Source organism: Streptomyces mashuensis (assembly GCF_014654785.1).
Lineage (GTDB): Bacteria > Actinomycetota > Actinomycetes > Streptomycetales > Streptomycetaceae > Streptomyces > Streptomyces mashuensis.
The window spans coordinates 821,562-843,723 of record NZ_BNBD01000001.1 but is presented as its reverse complement, the minus strand read 5'-3'; the positions used below and the strand labels follow the sequence as shown (position 1 = coordinate 843,723).

23 protein-coding genes are annotated in these 22,162 nt (G+C 75.4%); 7 read left to right on the top strand and 16 right to left on the bottom strand.

Annotated features, from left to right (window positions below):
- Window positions 1-133 precede the first annotated feature (133 nt).
- The 5 genes from IE305_RS03510 to IE305_RS03490 all read right to left on the bottom strand — a co-directional run bounded on the left by IE305_RS03510 (window position 134) and on the right by IE305_RS03490 (window position 6,090).
- Window positions 134-1,609: a pyridoxal phosphate-dependent decarboxylase family protein gene (locus tag IE305_RS03510; protein ID WP_190127847.1), complete on the bottom strand. Its 1,476-nt coding sequence runs from the start codon at window positions 1,607-1,609 to the stop codon at window positions 134-136.
- On the bottom strand, window positions 1,606-2,958 hold the full coding sequence (locus IE305_RS03505) for a diaminobutyrate--2-oxoglutarate transaminase family protein (RefSeq protein ID WP_190127846.1): 1,353 nt from the start codon (window positions 2,956-2,958) through the stop codon (window positions 1,606-1,608). Before IE305_RS03505 ends, IE305_RS03510 begins: the two co-directional genes overlap by 4 nt.
- A 155-nt stretch (window positions 2,959-3,113) precedes the next feature.
- A complete protein-coding gene (locus IE305_RS03500; protein ID WP_190127845.1) occupies window positions 3,114-3,992 on the bottom strand; it encodes an ABC transporter ATP-binding protein in 879 nt (292 codons plus the stop codon).
- A complete protein-coding gene (locus IE305_RS03495) occupies window positions 3,989-5,086 on the bottom strand; it encodes a FecCD family ABC transporter permease (RefSeq protein ID WP_190127844.1) in 1,098 nt (365 codons plus the stop codon). Before IE305_RS03495 ends, IE305_RS03500 begins: the two co-directional genes overlap by 4 nt.
- Window positions 5,083-6,090, bottom strand: coding sequence for a FecCD family ABC transporter permease (locus IE305_RS03490; protein ID WP_229890487.1), 1,008 nt, complete (start codon window positions 6,088-6,090; stop codon window positions 5,083-5,085). Before IE305_RS03490 ends, IE305_RS03495 begins: the two co-directional genes overlap by 4 nt.
- A 208-nt stretch (window positions 6,091-6,298) precedes the next feature.
- On the opposite strand from IE305_RS03490, the gene IE305_RS03485 reads away from it, so the two are divergent.
- Window positions 6,299-7,246 carry an ABC transporter substrate-binding protein gene (locus IE305_RS03485; protein ID WP_229890485.1) on the top strand — a complete coding sequence of 316 codons (948 nt, stop codon included), beginning with the start codon at window positions 6,299-6,301 and terminating at the stop codon, window positions 7,244-7,246.
- A 63-nt stretch (window positions 7,247-7,309) separates the two neighbouring features.
- On the opposite strand, the gene IE305_RS03480 is transcribed toward IE305_RS03485, so the two are convergent.
- On the bottom strand, window positions 7,310-8,152 hold the full coding sequence (locus tag IE305_RS03480) for a (2Fe-2S)-binding protein (RefSeq protein WP_190127842.1): 843 nt from the start codon (window positions 8,150-8,152) through the stop codon (window positions 7,310-7,312).
- Window positions 8,153-8,293: 141 nt separating this feature from the next.
- On the opposite strand from IE305_RS03480, the gene IE305_RS03475 reads away from it, so the two are divergent.
- Window positions 8,294-9,280, top strand: a complete 987-nt coding sequence (locus IE305_RS03475; RefSeq protein ID WP_190127841.1) for an iron-containing redox enzyme family protein — start codon at window positions 8,294-8,296, stop codon at window positions 9,278-9,280.
- Here IE305_RS03475 and IE305_RS03470 read toward each other — a convergent pair.
- The 3 genes from IE305_RS03470 to IE305_RS03460 are packed head-to-tail and all read right to left on the bottom strand — an operon-like array spanning window position 9,251 to window position 11,299.
- Window positions 9,251-9,499 carry a CDGSH iron-sulfur domain-containing protein gene (locus IE305_RS03470; RefSeq protein ID WP_229890483.1) on the bottom strand — a complete coding sequence of 83 codons (249 nt, stop codon included), beginning with the start codon at window positions 9,497-9,499 and terminating at the stop codon, window positions 9,251-9,253. The genes IE305_RS03475 and IE305_RS03470 overlap by 30 nt on opposite strands.
- Entirely contained in the window at window positions 9,477-10,136 is a 660-nt protein-coding gene (locus IE305_RS03465; protein ID WP_190127840.1) for a HemK2/MTQ2 family protein methyltransferase, read from the bottom strand. The genes IE305_RS03470 and IE305_RS03465 overlap by 23 nt, the downstream gene beginning before the upstream one ends.
- A 47-nt stretch (window positions 10,137-10,183) precedes the next feature.
- Entirely contained in the window at window positions 10,184-11,299 is a 1,116-nt protein-coding gene (locus IE305_RS03460) for a type III polyketide synthase (protein ID WP_190127839.1), read from the bottom strand.
- A gap of 184 nt (window positions 11,300-11,483) precedes the next feature.
- On the opposite strand from IE305_RS03460, the gene IE305_RS03455 reads away from it, so the two are divergent.
- Entirely contained in the window at window positions 11,484-12,029 is a 546-nt protein-coding gene (locus tag IE305_RS03455; RefSeq protein ID WP_190127838.1) for a hypothetical protein, read from the top strand.
- A 6-nt stretch (window positions 12,030-12,035) separates the two neighbouring features.
- Here the strand turns inward: IE305_RS03455 and IE305_RS03450 are convergent, their stop codons facing one another.
- From IE305_RS03450 to IE305_RS03435, 4 genes are all read right to left on the bottom strand, one after another.
- Window positions 12,036-12,998: a lytic polysaccharide monooxygenase auxiliary activity family 9 protein gene (locus IE305_RS03450; protein WP_190127837.1), complete on the bottom strand. Its 963-nt coding sequence runs from the start codon at window positions 12,996-12,998 to the stop codon at window positions 12,036-12,038.
- Between the two features lie 88 nt (window positions 12,999-13,086).
- Complete coding sequence (locus tag IE305_RS03445) at window positions 13,087-14,502, bottom strand: cellulose binding domain-containing protein (RefSeq protein WP_190127836.1); 1,416 nt, start codon at window positions 14,500-14,502, stop codon at window positions 13,087-13,089.
- A gap of 108 nt (window positions 14,503-14,610) precedes the next feature.
- Window positions 14,611-16,020, bottom strand: a complete 1,410-nt coding sequence (locus IE305_RS03440; RefSeq protein ID WP_190128195.1) for a sensor histidine kinase — start codon at window positions 16,018-16,020, stop codon at window positions 14,611-14,613.
- Window positions 16,021-16,025: 5 nt separating this feature from the next.
- On the bottom strand, window positions 16,026-16,751 hold the full coding sequence (locus IE305_RS03435) for a response regulator transcription factor (protein WP_190127835.1): 726 nt from the start codon (window positions 16,749-16,751) through the stop codon (window positions 16,026-16,028).
- Window positions 16,752-16,793: 42 nt separating this feature from the next.
- On the opposite strand from IE305_RS03435, the gene IE305_RS03430 reads away from it, so the two are divergent.
- Window positions 16,794-17,330, top strand: coding sequence for a hypothetical protein (locus IE305_RS03430; RefSeq protein ID WP_190127834.1), 537 nt, complete (start codon window positions 16,794-16,796; stop codon window positions 17,328-17,330).
- Between the two features lie 22 nt (window positions 17,331-17,352).
- On the opposite strand, the gene cynR is transcribed toward IE305_RS03430, so the two are convergent.
- Window positions 17,353-18,264 (bottom strand): transcriptional regulator CynR, encoded by a 912-nt coding sequence (gene cynR / locus IE305_RS03425; RefSeq protein ID WP_190127833.1) that lies wholly within the window; start codon window positions 18,262-18,264, stop codon window positions 17,353-17,355.
- A gap of 125 nt (window positions 18,265-18,389) precedes the next feature.
- Here cynR and IE305_RS03420 point away from each other — a divergent pair, with 125 nt between their 5' ends.
- From IE305_RS03420 to IE305_RS03410, 3 genes are read left to right on the top strand one after another with little or no spacing between them, the layout of a single operon-like run.
- A complete protein-coding gene (locus IE305_RS03420; RefSeq protein WP_190127832.1) occupies window positions 18,390-18,956 on the top strand; it encodes a carbonic anhydrase in 567 nt (188 codons plus the stop codon).
- A gap of 42 nt (window positions 18,957-18,998) precedes the next feature.
- Complete coding sequence (gene cynS / locus IE305_RS03415; protein WP_190127831.1) at window positions 18,999-19,469, top strand: cyanase; 471 nt, start codon at window positions 18,999-19,001, stop codon at window positions 19,467-19,469.
- Between the two features lie 14 nt (window positions 19,470-19,483).
- Entirely contained in the window at window positions 19,484-19,981 is a 498-nt protein-coding gene (locus IE305_RS03410; RefSeq protein WP_190127830.1) for a nucleoside deaminase, read from the top strand.
- Here IE305_RS03410 and IE305_RS03405 read toward each other — a convergent pair.
- Window positions 19,975-21,114 (bottom strand): baeRF2 domain-containing protein, encoded by a 1,140-nt coding sequence (locus tag IE305_RS03405; protein ID WP_190127829.1) that lies wholly within the window; start codon window positions 21,112-21,114, stop codon window positions 19,975-19,977. The genes IE305_RS03410 and IE305_RS03405 overlap by 7 nt on opposite strands.
- Before the next feature lie 40 nt (window positions 21,115-21,154).
- The gene (locus IE305_RS03400; protein ID WP_190127828.1) at window positions 21,155-22,159 is read right to left on the bottom strand and encodes an NAD-dependent epimerase/dehydratase family protein; all 1,005 of its coding nucleotides are present in this window, start codon (window positions 22,157-22,159) and stop codon (window positions 21,155-21,157) included.
- Between the last annotated feature and the right edge of the window lie 3 nt (window positions 22,160-22,162).

Genomic DNA, 22,162 nt, shown 5'->3' with positions numbered 1-22,162 from the left:
AGTTGACGGGGCGTGGGGTGTTCCCGGGGTGCCCGGCGGACCAGGGGCTGGGGTGCCCGGCGGCATCCGGGCACCCCAGCAGGTTAGGCGAGGCTAAGCTAATTCATTCCGGGCGGTATGCCAAGCCGTCGCGCTATGCGGGCGAGGGGCCCTCGGCCCGCTCGGCGACGAGCTTGAGCAGGGCATCCAGGTCCGCGGCCGTGCTGCGGGGGTGAAGGAGCGTCACCTTCAGCCACAGCCGCTGCCGGCCGTCGCCGTCCGCCACCAGGGCCCGGCCCAGCACGGCCCGGCCCTCGGCGAGGAGCTCCCGCCGGACGGCCGCCACGAGCGCGTCGCCCGCCTCGTCGTCCAGCGCGTCGGCGGCCGCGGGCCGGAACAGCACGGTGCTGATGCCCACGTCGCCGGGGCGGCGGCGCAGCGCGGGGTGCTCGTCGACGGCGCGCGCGAACTCTGCGGCGGTGTCGACGCAGTGCTCCACTGTGCGGGCCATGCCGCGGCGGCCGAGGGCCCGCAGCGTGGCGGCGATCTTCAGCACGTCGGGGCGGCGGGAGGTGCGGATGGAGCGGCCGAGCAGGTCGGGCAGGCCGGCCTCGGTGTCGTCGTCCGCGTTGAGGTAGTCGGCGGTCAGGGCGAGCGGCTCCAGCAGGGCGGCGTCGGCGACGGCCAGCACCCCGGCGGCCACCGGCTGCCAGCCCAGCTTGTGCAGGTCGTACGTGACCGACACGGCGTGCTCGATGCCGGCCAGGCGCGGCGCGAGCCGCTCGCTGAACAGCAGCGGCCCGCCGTACGCCGCGTCGACGTGCAGCTCGGCGCCGTGCTCGCGGGCCACGGCGGCCAGTTCGGGCAGCGGGTCGATCAGGCCCTCGTCGGTGGTGCCGGCCGTGGCGACCACCAGCGCGGGCCCGCCGGCCGCCTCGGCCAGGGCGCGGTCCAGCGCCGCCGGGCTCATCCGGCCGCCGGGGCAGTCGACGACCACCGGCGTGGGCAGGCCCAGCATCCACGCGGCGCGCCGCACGCTGTGGTGGGCGTTGGCGCCGACCAGCACCTGGAGCGGGCGGCCTCCGGTGGCGCGGGCCCGTTCGCGGGCCAGCAGCAGGGCGACGAGGTTGGACTCGGTGCCGCCGCTGGTGACGACCGCGTCGGGGTCCGGCCGGCCGGCGTACACCAGCTGCGCGAGCGCGGCGGTGACCTCCTCCTCGATGACGGCGGCGGCGGGTGCCTGGTCCCAGGAGTCCATCGAGGGGTTGAGCGCGGACGCCACCAGGTCGGCCGCGGCGGCCACGGCCAGCGGCGGGCAGTGCAGGTGCGCCACGCAGTGCGGGTCGGAGGGGTCCGCGGCGCCCTCGGCGGCGGCGCGGGCCACGCCGTACACGGCGTCCTCGGCGCCCAGGCCCTCCTCGGGCAGGACGGGCGCGCACAGGGCGCGGGTGCGGGCGGCGACCTGCTCCGGGCCGCCGGCGGGCAGCGGGCCGCCGCGGGCGGCGGCACCGTCGGCCAGGGCGTCGAGGGCGACGGACGTCAGCCGGCGCAGGGCGTAGGGCGTCGCGGGGTCGGCGACGGCGTCGGCGCGGACGGTGCCGGCGTCGGGGGTGCGGGAGGCGTCGGTCATGCGGCACGCTCGGCGGTGACGGCGGCGAACGCGCCGGCGAGGCGGTCCAGGACGGCGTCGGCCTGCTCGTCGGTGAGGACGAGCGGCGGCAGCAGGCGCAGCACGGTGTCGCCGCGGCCGCCGAGTTCGAGGATGAGGCCGCGGTCCAGGCAGGCCTGCTGGAGGGCGCGGGCGAACGCCGGGTCGCCGGGGCGGGAGCCCAGCGCGTCGGGCTCGGCGGCGGGGTCGACCAGTTCGGCGCCGATCATCAGGCCGCGGCCGCGCACCTCGGCGATCTGCGGGTGCTCGGCGGCCAGTTCGCGCAGGCCGGCGCGGATGCGCTCGCCCAGCTTGGCGGCGTGCTCGGCGAGCTGCTGCTCGGCGATGGTGCGCAGCGTGACCTCGCCGGCGACCATGGCGAGGGTGTTGCCGCGGAAGGTGCCGGTGTGGTCGCCCGGCTGCCAGGTGTCGAGGTCGGGCCGGTAGGCGATGAGTGCGAGCGGCAGGCCGCCGCCCACGGCCTTGGAGGTGACGAGGATGTCGGGCGTGACGCCCGCGCGCTCGCAGGCCCAGAAGTCGCCGGTGCGGCCGACGCCGGTCTGCACCTCGTCGATGATGAGCAGCACGCCGTGCTCGGCGGTGATGCGGCGCACCTCGCGCAGCCAGGCGTCGGGGCCGGGCACGACGCCGCCCTCGCCCTGGACCACTTCGAGGATGACGGCGGCGGGCTTGCCGACGCCGCTGCTGGGGTCGGTGATGTAACTCTCCATCAGCCGCGCCGACAGCTCACCGGCCTGCTCGGCGCCCACGCCGAACGGGCAGCGGTAGCCGTACGGGAAGGGCAGCCGCGTGACGGGCTGGGCCTCGGCCGGGCCGAACGCGGCGGAGCCGCGGCGCATCCGGCCGGGGCCGGAGACGGAGGAGGCGCCGAGCGTCATGCCGTGGTAGGCGCCGGTGAAGGCGAACACGCCCTGCCGGCCGGTGGCGTTGCGGGCCAGCTTGAGCGCGGCCTCGACGGCGTCGGTGCCGGCGGGGCTGCAGAAGTGCAGCTTGGCGTCCTCGCGCAGGGTGCCCGGCAGGCGCTTGAGCAGCTCCTCGCTGAACGCGTCCTTCTGCGGGGTGATCATGTCGAGGGCGTGCAGCGGGGCGCCGGAGCCGATCACCTGCTGGAGGGCGGCGATGACGTCCGGGTGGTTGTGGCCGAGGGCGAGCGTGCCCGCACCGGAGAGGCAGTCGAGGTAGGTACGGCCGTCGGCACCGGTCACCTCGGCGCCGGCGGCGGCCACGGGCGCCACCGGGATCGACCGGGCGTAGGTGCGGGCGGCGGACTCACGTTGCGCCTGTCGGTCGAGGAGACGAGCACGCAGCATGGTGGGATCCTTCGGTCACGAGCGGGGCAGGACGGGCAGGGCGAAGCCCGGTGGGGGAGAGCGGTTTTCCGCCATCCACCGACTTAGGTAAGGCTAACCTAGCAAATGGTGGACGCAACCCTCAGGTGCCCTGCCTTTCCGTCCCGCCCGGCGCCTCACACCCCGTCAGTCGCCTTGAAGTCGTGCCGGCTCAGCGGTACGACCAGGGGCGCCCCGGTCTCCTCGTCCACGCGCACGCGGGCGCGCAGCCCGAACACCTCCTGCACCAGCTCCTCCGTCAGCACCTCGGTGGGGGCGCCCTGGGCCACGACCCGGCCGTCCTTCATGGCCACCAGCCGGTCGGCGTACCGGGCGGCGAGCGAGAGGTCGTGCAGGACCACGACGACGGTGCGGCCCGTCGTCAGGTGCAGCTCGCGCACCAGGTCCAGCACCTCGATCTGGTGGGCCAGGTCCAGGTGGTTGGTGGGCTCGTCCAGCAGCAGCAGTTCGGTCTCCTGCGCCAGCGCCATCGCGATCCAGGCGCGCTGCCGCTGCCCGCCGGACAGCTCGTCCAGCGTCCGCTCCGCCAGGTCGAAGGTGCCGGTGGCGCGCAGCGCCTGCTCGACGGCGGCCTCGTCGTCCGAGGACCACCGCCGGTACCACGTCTGGTGCGGGTGCCGGCCGCGCGCCACCAGGTCGGCGACGCTCAGCCCCTCCGGGGCCGCCGGCGACTGCGGGAGCAGCCCCACCCGCTCGGCGACCTCCCGCGTGGGGACGGTGTGGATCGGGCGGCCGTCGAGCAGGACGGTGCCGGCGGTGGGCTTCATCAGCCGCCCGAAGGCCCGCAGCAGCGTGGACTTGCCGCAGCCGTTCGGCCCGATGACGGCCGTGACCGTGCCGTCCTCGACGTCCAGGTCCAGCTCGCGGACGACGGTGCGGTCCCCGTAGGAGAGCGTCAGGCCCCGCGCGCTCAGCCGGACGGCCGGCCGCCCCGGGAGGGCGTCCTCGGGTGCCGCGCCGGCCGGGGCGACGGGGGTGCGGGTGGTCTCGGTCATGACGTGCGGGCCCTTCCGCTCCGGATCAGCAGGTACAGCAGGTAGGGGGCGCCGAGGGCGGCGGTGAGGATGCCCACGGGCAGTTCCACGGCGCCGAAGGCCGTACGGCCGAGCACGTCGGCCCAGACGGTGACCGCCGCGCCGACGAGCGCCGAGGCGAGCAGCGGCGGGGTGCCCGTGCGCAGCAGCCGGACCGCCAGCTGCGGGCAGGCCAGCGCCACGAACGCGACGGGGCCGGCGCTCGCGGTCGCGGCGGCCGTCAGCAGCACCGCCGTGAACAGCAGCGCCACCCGCGTCGCGGTCATGCGGACGCCGAGGCCGCGCGCGGTGTCCTCGTCGAAGACGAGCGCGCCGAAGGGGAACGACAGCAGCAGGGCGACGGGCAGGAGCACCACCAGCACCCACAGGACCGGCTGCGCGGTGTCCCACGAGGCGCCGTTGAGGCTGCCGTTGAGCCACAGCAGGGCGCGGCCGGCGTCGACGATGTCGGCCTTCAGCAGCAGCCAGGACAGCACGCTGGTGAGGATGGCGTTCACGCCCACGCCCACCAGCAGCACACGGAAGCCCGTCAGCCCGCGCCGCACCGCCAGCAGGTACACCAGCAGGGCCGCCACCAGGCCGCCGGCCATCGCGGCCGCCGGGATGCCGATGTCGCCCAGGGAGCCGCCGACGCCGCCGTACGCACCGCCGAAGACGATGACGGTCACCGCGCCCACGCCCGAACCCGCCGTGATGCCCAGGACGTCGGGGCTGGCCAGCGGGTTGCGCGCCAGGCCCTGGACGACGGCGCCGGCCAGCCCCAGCGCGGCGCCGACGAGGGCGCCGGTCACCGAGCGGGGCAGCCGCAGCTCGGTCACCACCGAGCGGTTCGTCTCGTCGCCCATGCCCAGCAGCGCGCGGGCCACGTCGCCGACCGGGATGTCGATGTCGCCGCGCCCGCAGTTGACGAGCACCCCCAGGAGGAGCACCGCGAGGGTCAGCAGCGGGATCAGCAGGGTGCGCGGCCGCCACACCGCCGAGACGGGGCCGGCCCGCAGGGGCGTGCGCCCGGGGACGACGGCCTTCCTCCTGCCGGTCCTCACGTCCGTGGTCATATCCGCACCGCCTCGCGGCGGCGGACGAGCTGGATGAAGACCGGCGCGCCGATGAGCGCCAGCATGATGCCCACCTGGAGCTCCCCGGGGCGCGCCACCAGCCGCCCGAGGGTGTCCGCGAGGAGCATGAGGGCCGCGCCGATGAGCGCGGCCTGCGCCACGATCCAGCGGTAGTCGGGCCCGGAGAAGTACCGGGCGACGTGCGTGCCGACCAGGCCGACGAAGCCGATGGGCCCGCACATCGCCACCGCCGTGCCCGTGAGGAGGGTGACCGCCGCCATGCCGACGGCGCGGGTCGGGCCGATGCGCACGCCGAGCATCCGGGCCACGTCCTCGCCCAGCGACAGGGCGTTGAGGCCCGGCGTGTTCAGGGCGGCCAGCACCAGCCCGGCCAGGACGAACGGCAGTGCCTTCGCGGTGAGCTCCAGCGGCTGGCCGGCGACCGAGCCCACCGTCCAGAAACGGTATGTCTCCAGGGCCTGCCGGTCGAAGAGCACCATGCCGGCCGTGACGGCGGTGAACAGCGCGTGCGCCGCGGCGCCGGCCAGGGCCAGGGTCACGGGCGTGGCGCCGCCGCGCGTGAGCGCGCCCACCGCGTACACCAGCGTCCCGGCCAGCGCGGCGCCGAGGAAGCCGAACCACACGTAGCCGTACAGGCTGCTGACGCCGATGAGGAAGAGGGAGGCGACGACGCCCATGCCGGCCCCGGCGCTGATGCCGAGGACGACGGGGTCGGCGATGGGGTTGCGGGTGTGGCCCTGCATCAGGGCGCCCGCGGCACCCAGGGCGACGCCGGCGACCAGCGCGGTCACGGTCCGGGGCAGGCGCAGCGAGCGGACGATGACGTCACCCTCGGAGCCGGAGGCGTGCCACAGGCCGTGCCAGACCTGGCCCGGGGTCAGGGGTTCGGCGCCCAGCGCGATGCTCAGCAGCACGGCCAGGGCCAGCAGGCCGGTCAGGGCGGCCGTCGCCGTCCGCCGTTTCCTGGTTCTTTCGGTCGCCACCTGCTGGATCCGCCCCTGTTTCCGGGGCGTTTCCCTGGGTGGTGCAGGTAGCGCTTCGGTCACGATCCCCTCCACGACGATTTCCGGCCACTTAGGTGAGCCTATCCTTATGGCGTACCACGTGAACAGAGAAGGGACCCCGTAGATGAGAGCCCGTTGGCTCAGCCGTTTCAGCCGCACTGTCGGAGCCGTCGCTGTTACCGCGGGCTTGCTCGCCACTGCCGCCTGCGGCGGCAACTCGGACAAGGATACGGACAAGAGCGACAACTCCTCGTCCGCCGTCGGCTCGGCCTTCCCCCGCACCATCGAGCACGCCATGGGCAAGACGGAGCTGAAGAAGGCCCCGAAGCGCATCGTGGCCCTCGACATGACGTTCGTCGACGCCACGCTGGCCCTCCAGTCGGAGGTCGTGGGCTACACCACGTTCGCCGCCCCTGACGAGAAGCTGCCCGCCTACTTCGGCAAGGACGCCGCCGCGTACGCCGGCAAGGCCAAGCCCGTGGGCATGCTCGAGGAGCCCAGCCTGGAGAAGATCCAGGCGTTGAAGCCGGACCTCATCCTCTCCGCGAAGGTCCGTCACGAGAAGCTGTACAAGCAGCTGTCGGGCATCGCGCCCACCGTCTTCACCGAGGACACCGGCGCGACGTGGAAGGACAACCTCAAGCTCGTCGGCAAGGCGCTCGGCAAGGAGAAGCTCGCCGACGAGAAGATCGCCGCGTACGACAAGCGCGCCAAGGCCGTCGGCGAGGAGGTCCGCAAGAAGAAGGGCGCCAACCCCTCGGTCTCCGTCGTCCGGTTCGTGGACGGCCCGACGCGCCTGTACAAGGAGGACACCTACATCGGTGTCGTCCTGAAGGACCTCGGCTTCGACAAGCCGCAGGACGCCAAGGGCACCGGCTTCAACGCCGACATCTCCGAGGAGCAGATCAAGAAGGTCGACGCGGACGACATCTTCGTCACCGCCTACCCCGACCCGTCGGGGGCCGGCACGAAGAACAAGGAGAAGTTCCAGGCCAACCCGCTCTGGAAGCAGCTGAAGGGCCAGGTCCACGAGGTGGACGACACCACCTGGATGCTCGCCGTGGGCCTGTACGGCGCCAACTCCGTGCTGGACGACGTCGCCAAGACGTACGGGGTCGACGCCGCCCGCGCCTGACCACCGCACGCGGAAGGGCCGGGCGCTCCGTGACGGAGCGCCCGGCCTCTTCTTGTGCCGCCCTCAGCGGCTGCGGCGCGGGCAGGTGCCGCAGAGCTTCTGCGGGGTGACGGTGTACCAGAGGCAGCAGTTGACGCGGGTGCGGGTGGCCTCGCCGTCCGCCTCCTCGTCACCCTCCCCACAGGGCCGGAAACCGGCGGCGCCCACGAACGGCGGGGTCGAGCCCGGCAGCAGCGCGCCGGCGGCGGCCACCGCGCGGCCCTCCTGGCCGGTGACCCGGCCCACGTACCAGATGCCCTCGGCCAGTTCGTCGGTGGCCAGCCCCCACACGGCGCGGGGGCCACGGCGCAGCAGCGGGCGGAACTCCTCCAGGACGGGCCCCAGGTGGTGGGCGACGGCGGCGCGCAGCACCGCGCGCAGCTGCTCCTCGTCCGGCACGACGCGGACGCCGGGCAGTCCGGCCGCCGGGTCACCGGGCAGGCAGGTGACGTAGGAGGGGGAGACGGTCAGCGTGCCGGACGTCTCGTCGTAGCCGATGCCGTCGGGCCCGAGCCAGGGCACGCGCCGCGTGAGGAACCACGGCCCGCTCATGGCGGCGGTGGCGAGGAAGGCGTACTGGTGGAGGGCCTCCAGGGCCGCCACGTCGCGCCGCGGCGTCACGCCGTGGGTCTCCGTGATGCGCCGGCCCGCCAGGTCGACGAGCCATTCGCGCAGGGCGGGGTCCTTGACGAGCCGTGCGCCGGTGACCTGGCCGGCGCCGGCGCGGGCCGGCACCTCCAGACGGACGAGGGAGCCCAGCGCGGCGGCGGTCCCCTCGTAGGTCTCGCGCAGCACGTCCACGCGGGCCGGTGCCGAGGGCACGGCGACCGTCCCGGTCGTGGAAGCGACGTCCACTGCAGTCGTCACGAGACCCCCAGGCGGAGTGATCGGCACCGTCGGCAAAGAGTAGGTAAGGCTTACCTTAACACCCGGGGATCACGCAAGGCGGGCGAGCAGCCGGGCGTCCCCCGAGCGGCGGAACCGGCCCCGGCGTGGTAGGCAGGAGGGATGAGACGCCCGCACCCGCGCGGGGAGCTGTCCGCCGCCCTGCTGGAGCTGCTCGACGGCCCGCCCGGCCACCGGGCGCCGCCCGGCGGTGCCGCGGCCGCCGCGGCCGACCCGTACGGCGACGACCTCCACCTGGCCCTCTGCCTCTGCTACGAGCTGCACTACCACGGCCTCGACGGAGTGCCGGACGCCTGGGAGTGGGACCCGGACCTGTTGCGCTTCCGGGCCGCGCTGGAACGCCGGTTCCTGGAGCAGCTGCGCGCGGACGTCCCGCCCGGCGACGACGTCACCGCCGCCCTGCGCCGCGTCCTGGCCGAACCCGGTGACGGCGGCGGCGTGTCGGGCTTCCTCCAGGACGAGGGCGGGACGTCGCATCTGCGCGAGTACGCCGTCCACCGCTCGCTCTACCAGCTCAAGGAGGCCGACCCGCACCTGTGGGCCGTGCCCCGGCTGACGGGCCGGGCCAAGGCGGGCCTGGTCGCCGTGGAGTACGACGAGTTCGGCGCCGGCCGCGCCGACCGGGTGCACTCCCGGCTGTACGCGGACCTGATGCGGGACCTGGGCCTCGACGACACGTACGGGCACTACGCCGGCCACGTGCCCGGCACGACGCTGGCCACCGTCAACGTCATGTCGCTGTTCGGGCTGCACCGGGCGCTGCGCGGCAGCCTGGTGGGCCACTTCGCGGTGCTGGAGATCACCTCGTCGCCGGCCTCCCGGCGGCTGGTGCGCGCGCTGGAACGGCTCGGGGCGGGGCCGGCGGCGGTGCGGTTCTACGCCGAGCACGTGGAGGCGGACGCCGTGCACGAGCAGCTCGTACGGCACGAGGTCGTCGAGGACCTGGTGCGGCGCGAGCCGGGGCTGGCGGGCGACGTGGTGTTCGGCATCAGGGCCACGCAGTGGCTGGAGGACCGGTTCGCCGGCGCCGTGCTCGGCGCGTGGCGCTCGGGCGGCTCGTCACTGCGCGTCCCGCTCCCGGCCGCCTGACGGCGGGGCGGGGCCGGGCCGTTCGCGGTGGCTGGTGTCGCACCACGGCAGGATGCGGCTGCGCCGGCAGGTGCAGACGGCGACGACGGGCCGGTCGGAGCGCACCACCGAGCCGTCGTCCATGACGACCTCGACGGGCCCCTCGATCACCACGGGCCCGCCCGGGTCGTGCCACACCCGCCGGGCGGGCCGCTCGTCAGGGGGCGGGGCGCCGGCCACGGATCACCACCAGTTCCTCCTTGTCCTCGCCGGGCCCGGCCAGCCCGCGGGCCCGGAGCCAGCCGCGGCGTCCGCGCAGCACCGGCCCGAACGGCACGACGCGGCGCCCGGTGACCTCGGCGGCCAGGCCCGCCTCCCGCAGCCGGTCCAGGGTGGCCCCGGGGCCGGAGAACGCGGAGTGCACCATCAGCAGCACCCCGCCGGGCCGCAGCAGCGGCCCCACGCCGGCGCAGAACCGGTCCACCACCTCGCGGCCGTCCCGGCCGCCCTCCCAGGCCCGTGCGAGCCCGTGGTCCGGCACGCCCGCCCGGCGCGACGGCACGTACGGCAGATTGGCCAGGACCAGGTCGAAGCGCTCCCCCGCCACCGGGGCCAGCAGGTCGCCGCGGACGACGTGGACGCGCTGCCGCGCCAGCACGGCGTTGAGCCGCGCGGTGAGCACGGCCCGCCGGGACACGTCGACGGCGACGACGCGTTCGGCGCCCGCGCGGGCGGCCGTGATGGCCAGGACCCCGGTGCCGGTGCCGACGTCGAGGACGCGGGCACCGGGCAGCGGCCCTTCCTGCCGCAGGGCCTGCGCCAGCAGGGCGCTGTCCTCCTGCGGCGCGTAGACCCCGGGAAGCGTCAGAAGCCCCACGGCCGACCGGGTACCCCGGCGGGCACGGCGGAAACGGGGCCGGACGGCTACCAGCGCAGGAGCAGCAGTTCGGTGGTGACGCCGGGGCCGAGGGCCAGCAGCAGGCCGTACGCGCCGGGGGCCGGCGGCGCGGCCATGGTGCGGCGGAGGACGTCGAGGACGGAGGCGGAGGAGATGTTGCCGCGCTCGGCCAGGCAGGCGCGGGACGACGTGAGGGCGGCGGGCGGCAGGCCCAGGGAGCGGACCACGGCCTCCATGACCTTCGGGCCGCCGGGGTGGACCACCCAGGCGGCGATGTCGTCCACCGTCAGTCCGTGGCCGGCGAGGAAGCGGTGCACGGCGTCGGGCAGGTGCTTCTCGGCGTGCGCGGGGATCTCCGGGGAGAGGAACGCGGCCAGGCCGTGCGAGCCCGCGCGCATGCCCATCAGGTGCGCGGTGCCGGCGTGGAGGCGGCTGCGCCCGGCGACGAGGGACGGCCCGGAGGCGTGGTGGGTGCGATCGGCGCGGCGGGCACCGACCACCACGACGGCAGCGGCGGCGTCGCCGAAGAGCGCCGTGGCGACGAGGTTGCCCGGGGAGGTGTCGGCGCACTGGAAGGCGAGCGAGCACAGCTCGACCGCCACCAGGACGGCCACCCCGTCCGGGTAGGCCGTCAGGTGGTCGCGCACCCGGCCGAGACCGGCGGCTCCCCCGGCGCAGCCGAGGCCGAACAACGGCAGGCGCGTCACGTCCTCCGGCAGGCCGGCGCCGTGCACGAGCCCGGCGTCGTACGACGGCAGGGTGACACCCGTGGCGGTGGTGGTGACGAGGGCCCCCACCTCGTCCGGCCGTACGCCGGCCGCCGCGAGGGCCCCGGTCAGGGCCTCGTGGCCGACCCGGGCCGCGGTCGCCGCCCAGAGCGCGTTGTACTCGGTGAACGTGCGCCGCCGGCGGTACTCCTCCAGGGGCAGCGAGAGGTTGCGGTGGGCGATGCCGCAGTGCGCCGCGATCGCCGTGAACTGCCGGCGCACCGCCGCGTCGGCGGAGAGGAACGCCTCGGCGAACACCGCCGCGATGTCCCGCTGCCGGTGCCGGTGCGGCGGGACGGCGACCGCGACGGCGGCCACGCGCGGAGCTGCCGCCGGCCCTGCCTTCGTGCAACTCGTGGCGCTCGTGTCGCTCATGCCGGTTCACGGTGCCGGGGTGACGGGGCGTACGGGCAGGGCGCCGGGGGCCGGAGGTGCGCCGGTCGCGGGGGCGCGCGCTCCGGCGCCGTGGTGGGCGGCGGGGGGAACGGCGGGGCACCGGGGTAACCAGACCACGCCCGGGGACCCCGCCAGGGCCGACGAAGCCGACGAAGGAGAACGCATGACCCGCACGCGAGGCGTGAGAACCGTCCTGGCGGCCCTCGCCGTCGCCGGGGCGCTGGCGGCGACCACCGCCTGGGCCCCGGCCGGCCACGGGCACCCCGGACGCGCGGCGTCGTTCGCCTGCTCGGGCCGGGAGGACATCACGTACGGCGGGCTCCACCTGCTGTCCTCGGCGCCCACGCCCGTGACAGTCGACGGCGTCTACCACTGCACCGTCGCCCCCGGGCGCGAGGTCACGGCCACGTACCACACGGAGGGCACCACCGGCGGCGAGTGCGTGCTGTTCGCCCCCAACCAGTCGCGGGAGACGCTGCGTTATCGCGACGGCAGCACCACCGTCATCGCCTACCGCTCCGGGCCCTCGACGCGCCTGGCGGGCGTCAACACCGCGACCCTGCACGGCGTGGTGGTCGCCGGCCGGGGCAAGGGCGCCACGGCGGAGAAGACGATCCAGACCCTCCCGGCCGCCCTCCCCACCGACTGCGCCCTCCCCGGGGGCCTGCGCCACACGACGGCGTTCACCCACTTGAGCGTGGAGGGCTGACCCGGCTCAGGCGCGGTTGCGGGCCGCGCGGCGGCGGGTGACCAGGAGGAGCGTGGTCGCGCCGGCCGCGAGGGTCGCGGCGCCCGCGAGCGCCAGTTGCGTGCTCGTGCCGTCGCCGCCGGTCTCGGCGAGGTTGCCGCCCTGGCCGGGGGCGGCCGGTGCCTGGACGGTCGTGGCACCGGCGGCCGCGGCGGGGACGGCGTGGCCCGTGCCGCCCTGCGCCGCCGGGCCGTGGGCGTCGCCGCCGTGCCCGGCGTGGGAGACCGTCGACCGGGCCGCCTCCCGGTCGATCTGGTCGTCGCTCGGCGCCGCGGCGGCAGCCACCCCGCGGGAGCCGCCGAAGTCCACGTCGGAGCAGGTGTAGAACGCCTCGGGGCTGTCCGAGCGCTGCCAGATGCTGTAGACGAGGTGGCGGCCGGACTTCTTCGGGACGGTGCCCCGGAAGACGTAGCTGCCGTTCTGCAGCAGGGGGTTCGTGACCTTGGCGAACGGCTTGGCCTCCAGGTCGGACCACTTCAGCGGCTTCTTCGGGTCGTACCCGTCCTTGGTGACGTACAGCTCGAACGTGCCGCGGTGCGGCGCGGTGGCCCGGTAGCGGAACGTGTGCGGGCCGGGGGCCAGCTTCGACGCCGGCCAGTCGGCGCGCGGCAGGTCCAGGCCGCGGTACTTGTCGCGTCCGGCGCTGCACAGCCGGCCGTCGGGGATGATGCTGCGGTGCCGGCCGGCGGCGTCACCGATGTTGACCTCGTTCCAGTCGTACAGCGGCTGGGTGCCGCCGGCCGCGACCATGGCCTTGCAGGCCGCCGACCGCGGGTGTTCCGGACCCTCCGCGAAACAGGCCGACACCCGGCTGACCGGGTCGGTCAGGGAGCCGTGGGCCGCGGCCGGCCCCGCCGCCAGCGTGACGAGGGCGAGGGGCGCGGCGCCGAACAGGGACGTCACGACGACGGCACGGTGGTGCGTGCGCATGGGGGTGCTCCTTGGGTGGGGGTGGGGGTGCCCCGCACGCCGGCTCGTGGTGGGGGGTCGCCGGCGTGCGGGGCGGTCTGCGGGGGCGTCAGCCGCGCTGGGCGGCGGCGAACGCCTTGGTGAAGGCGAACGCGTCCTGCTGGATGGAGCTGCAGGTCGCGGACGCGGAGTTCTGCGGGCCGCCGGGGCACGGCTTGTCGCGGGTCGCGGACCACATGGACAGCCAGCCCAGGCCCTTCTCGCGGGCGAACGCGGCGAGCCGGGTCGCGTTCTGCACGGTGAAGACCTCGCTCGCCACGTCGTTGACGCCGATCATCGGGGTGACCGCCACAGCCTTCCACGCGGCCGCGTCGCCCAGTCCCAGCACGCCCTTGATCTGGCGCTGCGTGGCGGTGGCGGCGTCGATCGCGTACTGGCCCATGTCGCCGTTGAACGACGCGCCGTAGTCCATCGCCATGACGTTGACGGACGAGACGGCGACACCGTTCTGCTTCGCGTTCGCGACGAGGTCGACGCCGGCCTGGGTGAGGCCGGTCGGCATCACCGGCAGGGTGAAGGACACGTCCAGGCCCGGGTGCTGCTGCTGGAGCCGGGCGATGGCCTTGGCGCGCCGGGTGTTGGCGGCGGTGTCGGGCAGTGCGCCGCCCTCGATGTCGAAGTCGGCCTTGGTGAGCCGGTAGGTGTCGACCACCTTGCCGTAGGCGGCCGCCAGCTCGTCCACGGAGGAGCAGGTGAGGCCCAGTTCGGATCCTGCGGCGCCGCCGAAGGAGACGCGGACGTCACCTCCGGCCGCCCGCAGCTTGCCTATCTGCGCCGCCACGGCGTCGTTGCCGAGGTCGGTGACCCCGCCCCACTTGGGCGTGCAGCCGCCGCCGGAGGTGACGAAGGCGAGGGTGTAGTGCTTCACGCCCGTCTTCTCCGCGGCCGCCGTCAGGTCGAACGCCGGGTAGAGGGAGGTGTCGACGTAGGGGGCGAAGCGGGCGGCGGCACCGCCGGGCTGCCCGGTGGGCTGCCCCGTGGGCTGCTGCGTGGGCCGGCCGGTGGGCTGCTGCGTGGGCCGCGGTTCCGGGTTCCGGTCGACGGAGCACTTCGCCCCGTCGATGCGGCAGTTGGTGGGTGCGGTGCCCGGTCCGCCGACGACGAACCCGACGGCCGCCGAGGCGCCGGGCGCGAGGGTGGCGTTCCAGCTCTCCGGCTCGACGGTGACGCTGCGGCCGCTCACGGTGTGGCGGCCGTTCCACAGCGACGTGATCCGTGCGCCCTCCGGGAGGTCGAACGTCAGCTTCCAGCCCCGCACTTCGTGTCCGGTGCCGTTCGTCACGACGTACTGCCCGGTGTAGCCGCCCGACCAGCTGCTGGTGGTGGAGAAGTCCGCGCCGACGGACGCCGCCTGGGCCGTACCGGTGAGGGTGAGGGCGGCGGCCGTCGCGATCGCCGCGGCGAGGACGGCACCGGCCGCCTTCGTCCTGCGGCCGGTGCGCCGGCGGTGTGCGGAGGAACCCATCGCGTGCCTGCCTGTTCTCGTTCGGGGGGACGACACGACGGCACGCTAGCGACAGCGAAAGGGACGAATCGCCCGATCGGGGCCCGGGCGCGGGTTCTTATGACGCCCTTAAGGATCGCATCGGTGACGGTTAATGACGGGGCGTCGGAGCCGGGCCGTCAGGGAGCGTGCCCGGCCGCGCCGGGGCCGGCGGCGGGGGCGCGCGCCGCCCGTGAGCGACAGCCACACCCGCACCTCGGCGCCGCCGAGCACCGACCGCCCGATCCGTACGTCGCCGCCGGTGGACTCGGCGACCCGGCGCACGATGTCCAGGCCCAGGCCCGTCGACCCGGCGCCGCCGGCGCCGTGGCCGCGGCGCAGTGCGGCGCCGGGGTCGGCGATGCCGGGCCCGGCGTCGGAGACGAGCACGATCACGGCGTCCTTGCTGTGGTGGACGTCCACGGCGAAGCCGGTGCCCTCCGGGGTGTGCCGGAAGACGTTGCCGAGCATGGCGTCCAGGGCGGCGACGAGGTCGGCGCGGGCGACGGGGACGCGGACGGGGGTGCCGGTGCCGGCGAGCCGCACGGTGCGGCCCTCGTCCTCGGCCAGCGCGGACCAGAAGGCCATGCGGTCGCGGATCACCTCGCTCGCGTCGCAGCCGAGCACGGGCTGCGGCTTGCTGCGGCTCTCCTCGCGGGCGGTGCGGATCAGCTGGTCCACCTCGCGTTCCAGCTGGTCGACGGCGGCGCGGGTCTGGTCGGCTGCCGGGCCGTCGCCGAGCGAGGCGGCGTTGAGGCGGAGCACGGTGAGCGGGGTGCGCAGCCGGTGCGAGAGGTCGGCGGCGAGTTCCCGTTCGGCGGCGAGCAGCTGGACGATGTCGTCGGCCATGGAGTTGAAGGCGACGGCGGCGGCGCGGAGTTCGGCGGGGCCGTCCTCGCGGACGCGGACGCCCAGCCGGCCCTCGCCCAGCTCCACGGCGGCCCTGGCGAGGCGTTCGGCGGGGCGGACGAGGCGCTGGCCGAGGCGGTCGGCGGTGGCGACGGAGCCGGCGACGAGGGCCAGCCCGACACCGGTGAGGATCATCCAGGAGGTGGTGACGCCGTTGTCGACGGCGTCGTGCGGCACGTACACCTCGACGACGGCGAACGCCTCGGGGTCGAGGGCGGTCGGCTGGAGGAGCGCGTACCCGCCGGGCACGGCGGCGACGAGGGAGCGGCCGCGGCGGGCAGCCGCCACGGCGCGCAGGTCCGCCCGGGGCCGGCCGACGGCGTACGCCTCGTGCGGGCCGTCGGCGGTGCGGGGGACGTGCACGGCGAGCCGCCCGGTCTCGCCGGCCTGCGTGCTGGCGACGGCGCGTTCGAGCTGGGCGCGGTCGGTGGTGATGGCGAGCGCCGGCCGGATCTGGGCGGCCTGCCGCTCCGCGTCGGCGAAGGCCCGGTCGCGGGCGAGTTCCTTGACGACGAGTCCGAGCGGCACGGCGAAGGCCAGCACGACCATCACGGTGCCCGCGAGCGAGACCTTGACCAGGGCCCATCGCATGCCTCTCATGCCGTGGGGTGCTCCCCGGGCGCCTCCAGCTTCACGCCGACGCCGCGCAGGGTGTGCAGGTAGCGCGGCCGGGCGGCGGTCTCGCCCAGCTTGCGGCGCAGCCAGGACAGGTGGACGTCGATGGTCTGGTCGTCGCCGTAGGACTGGTGCCAGACCTCGGCGAGGAGCTCCTTGCGCGGGACGACGACGCCCGGCCGGGCGGCCAGGTACGCCAACAGGTCGAACTCGCGCCGGGTCAGCTCCAGCGGCTGTCCGTCCAGTTGGGCGTGGCGGCGCAGCGGGTCGACGCGGAGGCCGCCCACCTCCAGCACGCGTTCGGGCAGCGGCTCCCCGGCGGTGCCGCCGCCCCGTTCCGTGCGGCAGCCGGCGCGGCGCAGGACGGCGGTGATGCGGGCGGTCAGGTGGGCGGCGGAGAAGGGTTTGACGAGGTAGTCGTCGGCGCCGTCGGTGAGCAGCCGGACGATCTCGGCCTCGTCGTCGCGGGCGGTGGCGACGACGACGGGGACGTCGGTGATGCCGCGCAGCATCTTCAGGGCCTGGGCCCCGTCGAGGTCGGGCAGGCCGAGGTCCAGGACGACGGCGTCGAAGCCGACCTGGGCGACCTCGCGCAGTGCCTCCAGGGCGGTGCCGACGCTGCGTACGGTGTGGGACGCCTCGGTGAGTTGCCGGATGAGGGCGGAGCGGACGAACGGGTCGTCCTCCACGACGAGCAGTCTTGCCATGGGCCGCACCGTACGCCATACGGGTGAGGCAGGATGAGACGCATGAGGCGAGGTGTGGTGCCGGCACTGGCGTGGGTGCTGGCGACGGGCGCCGCGACGGCGGTGTCCTGGTACGGGGTACGGACGGTGCTCACGGGCACGGCGTACGAACCGCCGCGCGCGCTGCCGATCGGCCGGGCGGCGCCGTCGTCCCCGGCGGCCGTGGCGACCGTGGCGACGGCCGGCGCGCCGGGCACCGCAGGATCGCCGGCGCCGTCCGCGTCCCCGTCCCTGACGCCGTCGCCGGCGCCGCCCTCGCCGTCGGCCTCGCCGGTCCCCGCCGCGCCACCGGAGGGGTCCTTCACGGCGGCTGCCTCGGGTGGGGTGCGCAGTTACGTGGTCAAGGGCGGCCGGGCGGTCTTCGACGTAGGCGGGGCCTCGGCCACGCTGGTGTCGGCGACGCCCGACGAGGGCCGGCAGATGCGGGTGTGGACGCAAGCGGCCTGGATCCGGGTGGACTTCGTGGCGGGCGCCCGGACGTCGTCGGTGTTCGTGACGTGGAACGGCCACCCGCCGCAGGTGCAGACGGTGGAGAACTGACGCGCCGGGCCCCGTGCGGGCGTCAGGTCGCCGGGGCGTAGCCCCGCTCCCGTACCAGCTCGCGGACGAGCCGGGTGAAGGCGCGGGACGCGGCGCTGTGGTACGCGCCCTCGCGCCGCAGCAGGACGACCGTGCGGACCGGGAGGGGCGGGTCCAGGGGGACGGGCGTCAGGGCGGGGTGGTCGTCGGTGATGGCGTCGGGCAGCACGGTGGCCACGGACGTGCGCCGGACGATCTCGGTGAGGGCCTGCACCGAGTTGGCCTCGACCGCGATGCGGGGGGCGGCCCCGTGGCGGGCGAGGTAGGCGTCGATGTGGCCGCGGGTGGCGAAGTCACCGCTGAGGAGCGCGAGTTGCCGGTCCTCGAGGGCGTGGACCGGTAGCGGTTCCGGGGCGGTGGTGGTGGCGTCGGGGGGCGTGCCGGTGACGAGGCTGAGCGTCTCCGTGAACAGGGCGGTGGCCTCGGTGCCGGGCAGGTGGGGGCCGGCGAAGGCGATGCCGAGGTCGAGTTCGTCGGCGAGCAGGGCTGTTTCGATGCGGTCCTGGGTCGCTTCCCGGACGGTGAGGCCGATGCCGGGGTGCCGGGTGTGCAGCGCGGCGGCGAGCGGGCCCACGAGGTAGGCGGTGAAGGTGGGCGTGACGCCCAGCCGCAGGTGGCCGCGGGAGAGGTCCAGCACGTCGTGGACGGCGCGTTCCGCGGCGGCCAGGTCGCGCAGCGCGCGGCGGGCGTGACCGGCGTAGACCTCGCCGGCGTCGGTGAGCCGCACGGTGCGCCCGGAGCGGTCGAGGAGCTGGACGCCCAGGGCCCGCTCCAGCTGTTTGACCTGCTGGGACAGCGTGGGCTGGGACAGGTGGAGGTCCTCGGCGGCGCGGGTGAAGCTGCCGTGCTCGGCGACGGCGAGCAGATAGCGCAGATGACGCAGTTCCAGAGCCATGAGGACCATTATAGGCGGCACCTATGGGAAGCATGTGTTCCACGTCTTGGACGCTATAGGTGCAGGTCGTGCAGGGTGGTTTCTGCCGGCCCACGGAGGTGGGCGGCCACCGAAGGGAGTGACCCATGCGAGACCTCGCCGAGGGCGTCGCGCGATTCCGGCGGGACGTCTTCCCGGCCAAGGCGGACCTGTTCGCCCGCCTGGCCACGGACCACACGCCGCACACCTTGTTCGTCGGCTGCTCCGACGCCCGGGTCGTGCCCGAGCTGATCTGCGGCTGCGAGCCCGGCGAGCTGTTCGTCGTGCGGACCGCCGGCAATCTCGTGCCGGCCCACACCCCCGGCGCGGACGGCGTCGCGGCGAGCATCGAGTACGCGGTGTCGGTGCTGGGCGTGCGGGAGGTCGTGGTCTGCGGCCACTCGGCGTGCGGCGCGATGACGGCGCTCGCCGAGGGGCACGACCTGGCCGGCGCGCCGGCCGTCGCCGGCTGGCTGCGGCACGCCGACGCGTCCGCCGCCCGTGTCCCCCGGCCCGCCACGGTGGACGCGCTGGTGCGTGCCAACGTCCGGGCCCAGCTGGCCAGCCTGGCCACCCACCCGTCGGTCGCCCGGGCCCTCGCCGAGGGCACGCTGCGGCTGCGCGGCTGGTTCTTCGACATCCCGACCGGGACCGTCGAGGAACTGGATTCCTGACCCCGGAACTCCCCGAAACCACCCGAAGAAAAGGAGCACCCCGTGGTGCACGCACAGTTCGACCCCACCGCCCGCGAGACCCTGGCCAACGCCGCGGTCGAGGCCAAGATCCGCAAGAACCTCACCTGGCAGCAGATCGCCGACGCCGCCGGCCTGTCCGTCGCCTTCACCACCGCCGCCGTCCTCGGCCAGCACCCCCTCCCGGAGGCGTCCGCCCGGGCCGTCGCCGGGCTGCTCGGCCTCGACGAGGACGCGGTGCTGCTGCTCCGGACCGTCCCCACCCGCGGCTCGATCCCCGGCGGCATCCCCACCGACCCGACGATCTACCGCTTCCACGAGATGCTCCAGGTCTACGGCACCACCCTCAAGGCGCTGGTCCACGAGCAGTTCGGCGACGGCATCATCTCGGCGATCAACTTCCGGCTGGATGTGAAGAAGGTGGCCGACCCCGAGGGCGGCGAGCGCGCCGTCATCACCCTCGACGGCAAGTACCTGCCCACCAAGCCCTTCTGAGCACGGAGCCGGCCATGGATTTCGTCCAGCGCACCATCGACCTCGCCCGCCGCAACGTCGCCGAGGGCGGCCGTCCCTTCGCGACCGTCGTCGTCAAGGACGGCGAGGTCCTCGCCGAGAGCGCCAACAAGGTGGCGCAGACCGGCGATCCCACCGCCCACGCCGAGATACTCGCCATCCGTGAGGCGTGCACCCGGCTCGGCACCGAGCACCTGACCGGCACGACCATCTACGTGCTGGCCCACCCGTGCCCGATGTGCCTGGGCTCGCTCTACTACTGCTCCCCCGACGAGGTGGTCTTCCTGACCACCCGCGAGGCGTACGCACCGCACTACGTCGACGACCGGAAGTATTTCGAACTCGCGACGTTCTACGAGGAGTTCGCCAAGCCGTGGGACGAGCGCCGGCTGCCCATGCGGTACGAGCCGCGGGAGGAGGCCGTGGCGGTCTACCGCTCCTGGCAGCAGGCCAACGGCGGCCGCCGCTCCGTGGCCGGCGCGCCGGTTCAGTAGCGGAGCAGCACCCCGGCGCCGTCCCGCAGGGTCAGCGTGCCGGACGGCACCACGAGCAGTTCGGCGCCGGTGCCGACGGCGGCCCACAGCAGGGCGTCCTCCGCGGCCTCCTCGCGGACGGCGGTCGCCCGTGCCGCGCGGAGTTCCTCCGCGGACAGGGCGAGCTGGGTGGGCTCGGCGCCGGCCCAGACGCGGGCGGGCAGCCGTACGGGGTCGTTGACCAGCAGGGTGTCGGCCCGGCCGCGGTGCAGGGCGGCGACGACGGCGGTCATGCCGTCCGCCGCGCTGGGCTCGCGGGCCTGCTGGGCCCGGTAGCGGTCCAGCCGGCCGCGGTCGGCGGCGGCGAAGCGGCCGTCGAGGAGGCGGGTCAGCTCGTTCTCCAGGAGGGCGCGGCCGACGCCCGGCCGGGGCGGCACGTCCTCGGCGGTGGCGACGCTCTGCACGGTGAGCAGGCGGTCGCGCACGCGCCGCGGCAGGCGGTTCACCAGCACGCCGCGCGCCCACTCGTCGCCCGCGTCGGCCCGCACCACGATCACCTCGGCGTCGCCCCGGCCGGCCAGCTCCTCCAGCCGGCCGGCCAGGTGCGGCGCCTCCTGCTCCCAGTCGGCGGCGGCGACGCGGTACAGGTCGGACGGGCCGGGCACGACCCGGCTCATCGGCCAGCGGCCGCTCTCCACCTCCACCACGACCTCCTCGGCCCCGTCCGCAAGGCGTTCCAGGGCGACGGCCGCGTACGGGATGTCGGGCGCGTACTGCACGGCCAGCGGCAGGGCGTACGGCAACGGGCCGAACCGTGCCGTGTCGCGCGGGGGCGGCTCGGGCAGCTCCTCGACGAGCACGAGCCGCCCCCGCGCCGCGAAGAGCGCCTGGCCGTGCCGGCCCGCCACCTCGCGGTCCGCGCCGATCACCTCGCCCAGCGCGCCGACGGTGTCGTCGTCCGCGCCCGCGGCGACGAGGGCGTCGCGCAGGTGCCGCCACCGCAGGGAGAGGGCCTTCTCGGGGTCGCGGACGTCCCGGGAGGTGTCGAGGTAGACGGAGGCCCAGGGCCCCGGCTGTTCGTACAGCCGGTCGAGGAACGACAGCTTCACGGCGTCCTCCCGCGCGTACGGGCACTCCTCCCTCCACGCTGGCACGTGCGCGCGCTCCCCGCACGACGGGGCCCGGCGCCGCTCCTTACAGGGGGCTGAAGTGCGCGAACAGCGCGGCGGTGCGGCTCTCGACGTCCTGCCGCGTCACCGTGGGCCGGCCGGGCAGCGCCTTGTCGAGCCGGGTGGTGCCGGCGCAGGTGTAGTGGCGGTAGGTGGCGGCGGCCGGGTTGGCGACGAGGTCCACCTCCAGGGCGCCGCCGCCCGCCTCGCGGCGCGCGCGGGCGCACCACTGGAGGAGCTCGGCGAAGCTGACGGGGTGTCCGCTGCCGAGGTTGTAGACGTCCGGGGGGACGGGTTCGGGGCGGCGGGCGAGGAGGACGAGGGTCTCGGTGACCGTGCCGACGGGCAGGTGGTCGCGGGCGGCGGTCAGCGTGTCGTCGTACAGCCGGACGCGCCCCCGGGAGGCGGCCGCGCGCACGAGCCGGCTGAGGAAGGAGGCCGCCAGGCCCTTGTCCTGCTCGTCCGGGCCGAAGACGTGGGTGCAGCGCAGCCCCGCCCAGTCCAGGCCGGTGGCGTGGCGGGCCCGCATGTGCCGGTCGAGGGCCAGCAGCGACCGGGCGTACGAGCCGAGCGGGCCCGAGCAGCGGGTGCGGTCGTCCTCGGCGTCCTCGGGAAGGGGCTCCTGCCGGTGCTGGACGCCGTAGACGGCGTACGAGGAGGCGTACAGCAGCCGTGCGCCGCCCGCCGCGCAGGCGTCGGCCAGCCGGGCCGGGCCCGTGAGGGCCGCCTCGGCGGGGCCGGCCGCCTCGTCGCCCGCGGTGGCCAGGTGCACCACGGTGCCGAACCGGCCCGCGGCGACCTGGGCGAGCAGTGCGGCGTCGGCGTAGTCCGCGCGCTCCCACCGGGCCGCGCGCATAAGGGGGACGGGGGCGGGGCGGAGGTCGACGGCCGTGACGCGGAAACCGGCCCGGTGGAACGCCTCGACGGTGTGCCGTCCGACGAACCCGGCGGCACCGGTGACCAGCACGGCGCCCTGCCGCGCTCCGACGCCCTGCCCGGCCACGTCCGCCCCCCGCACCTCAGCTGTCACAGC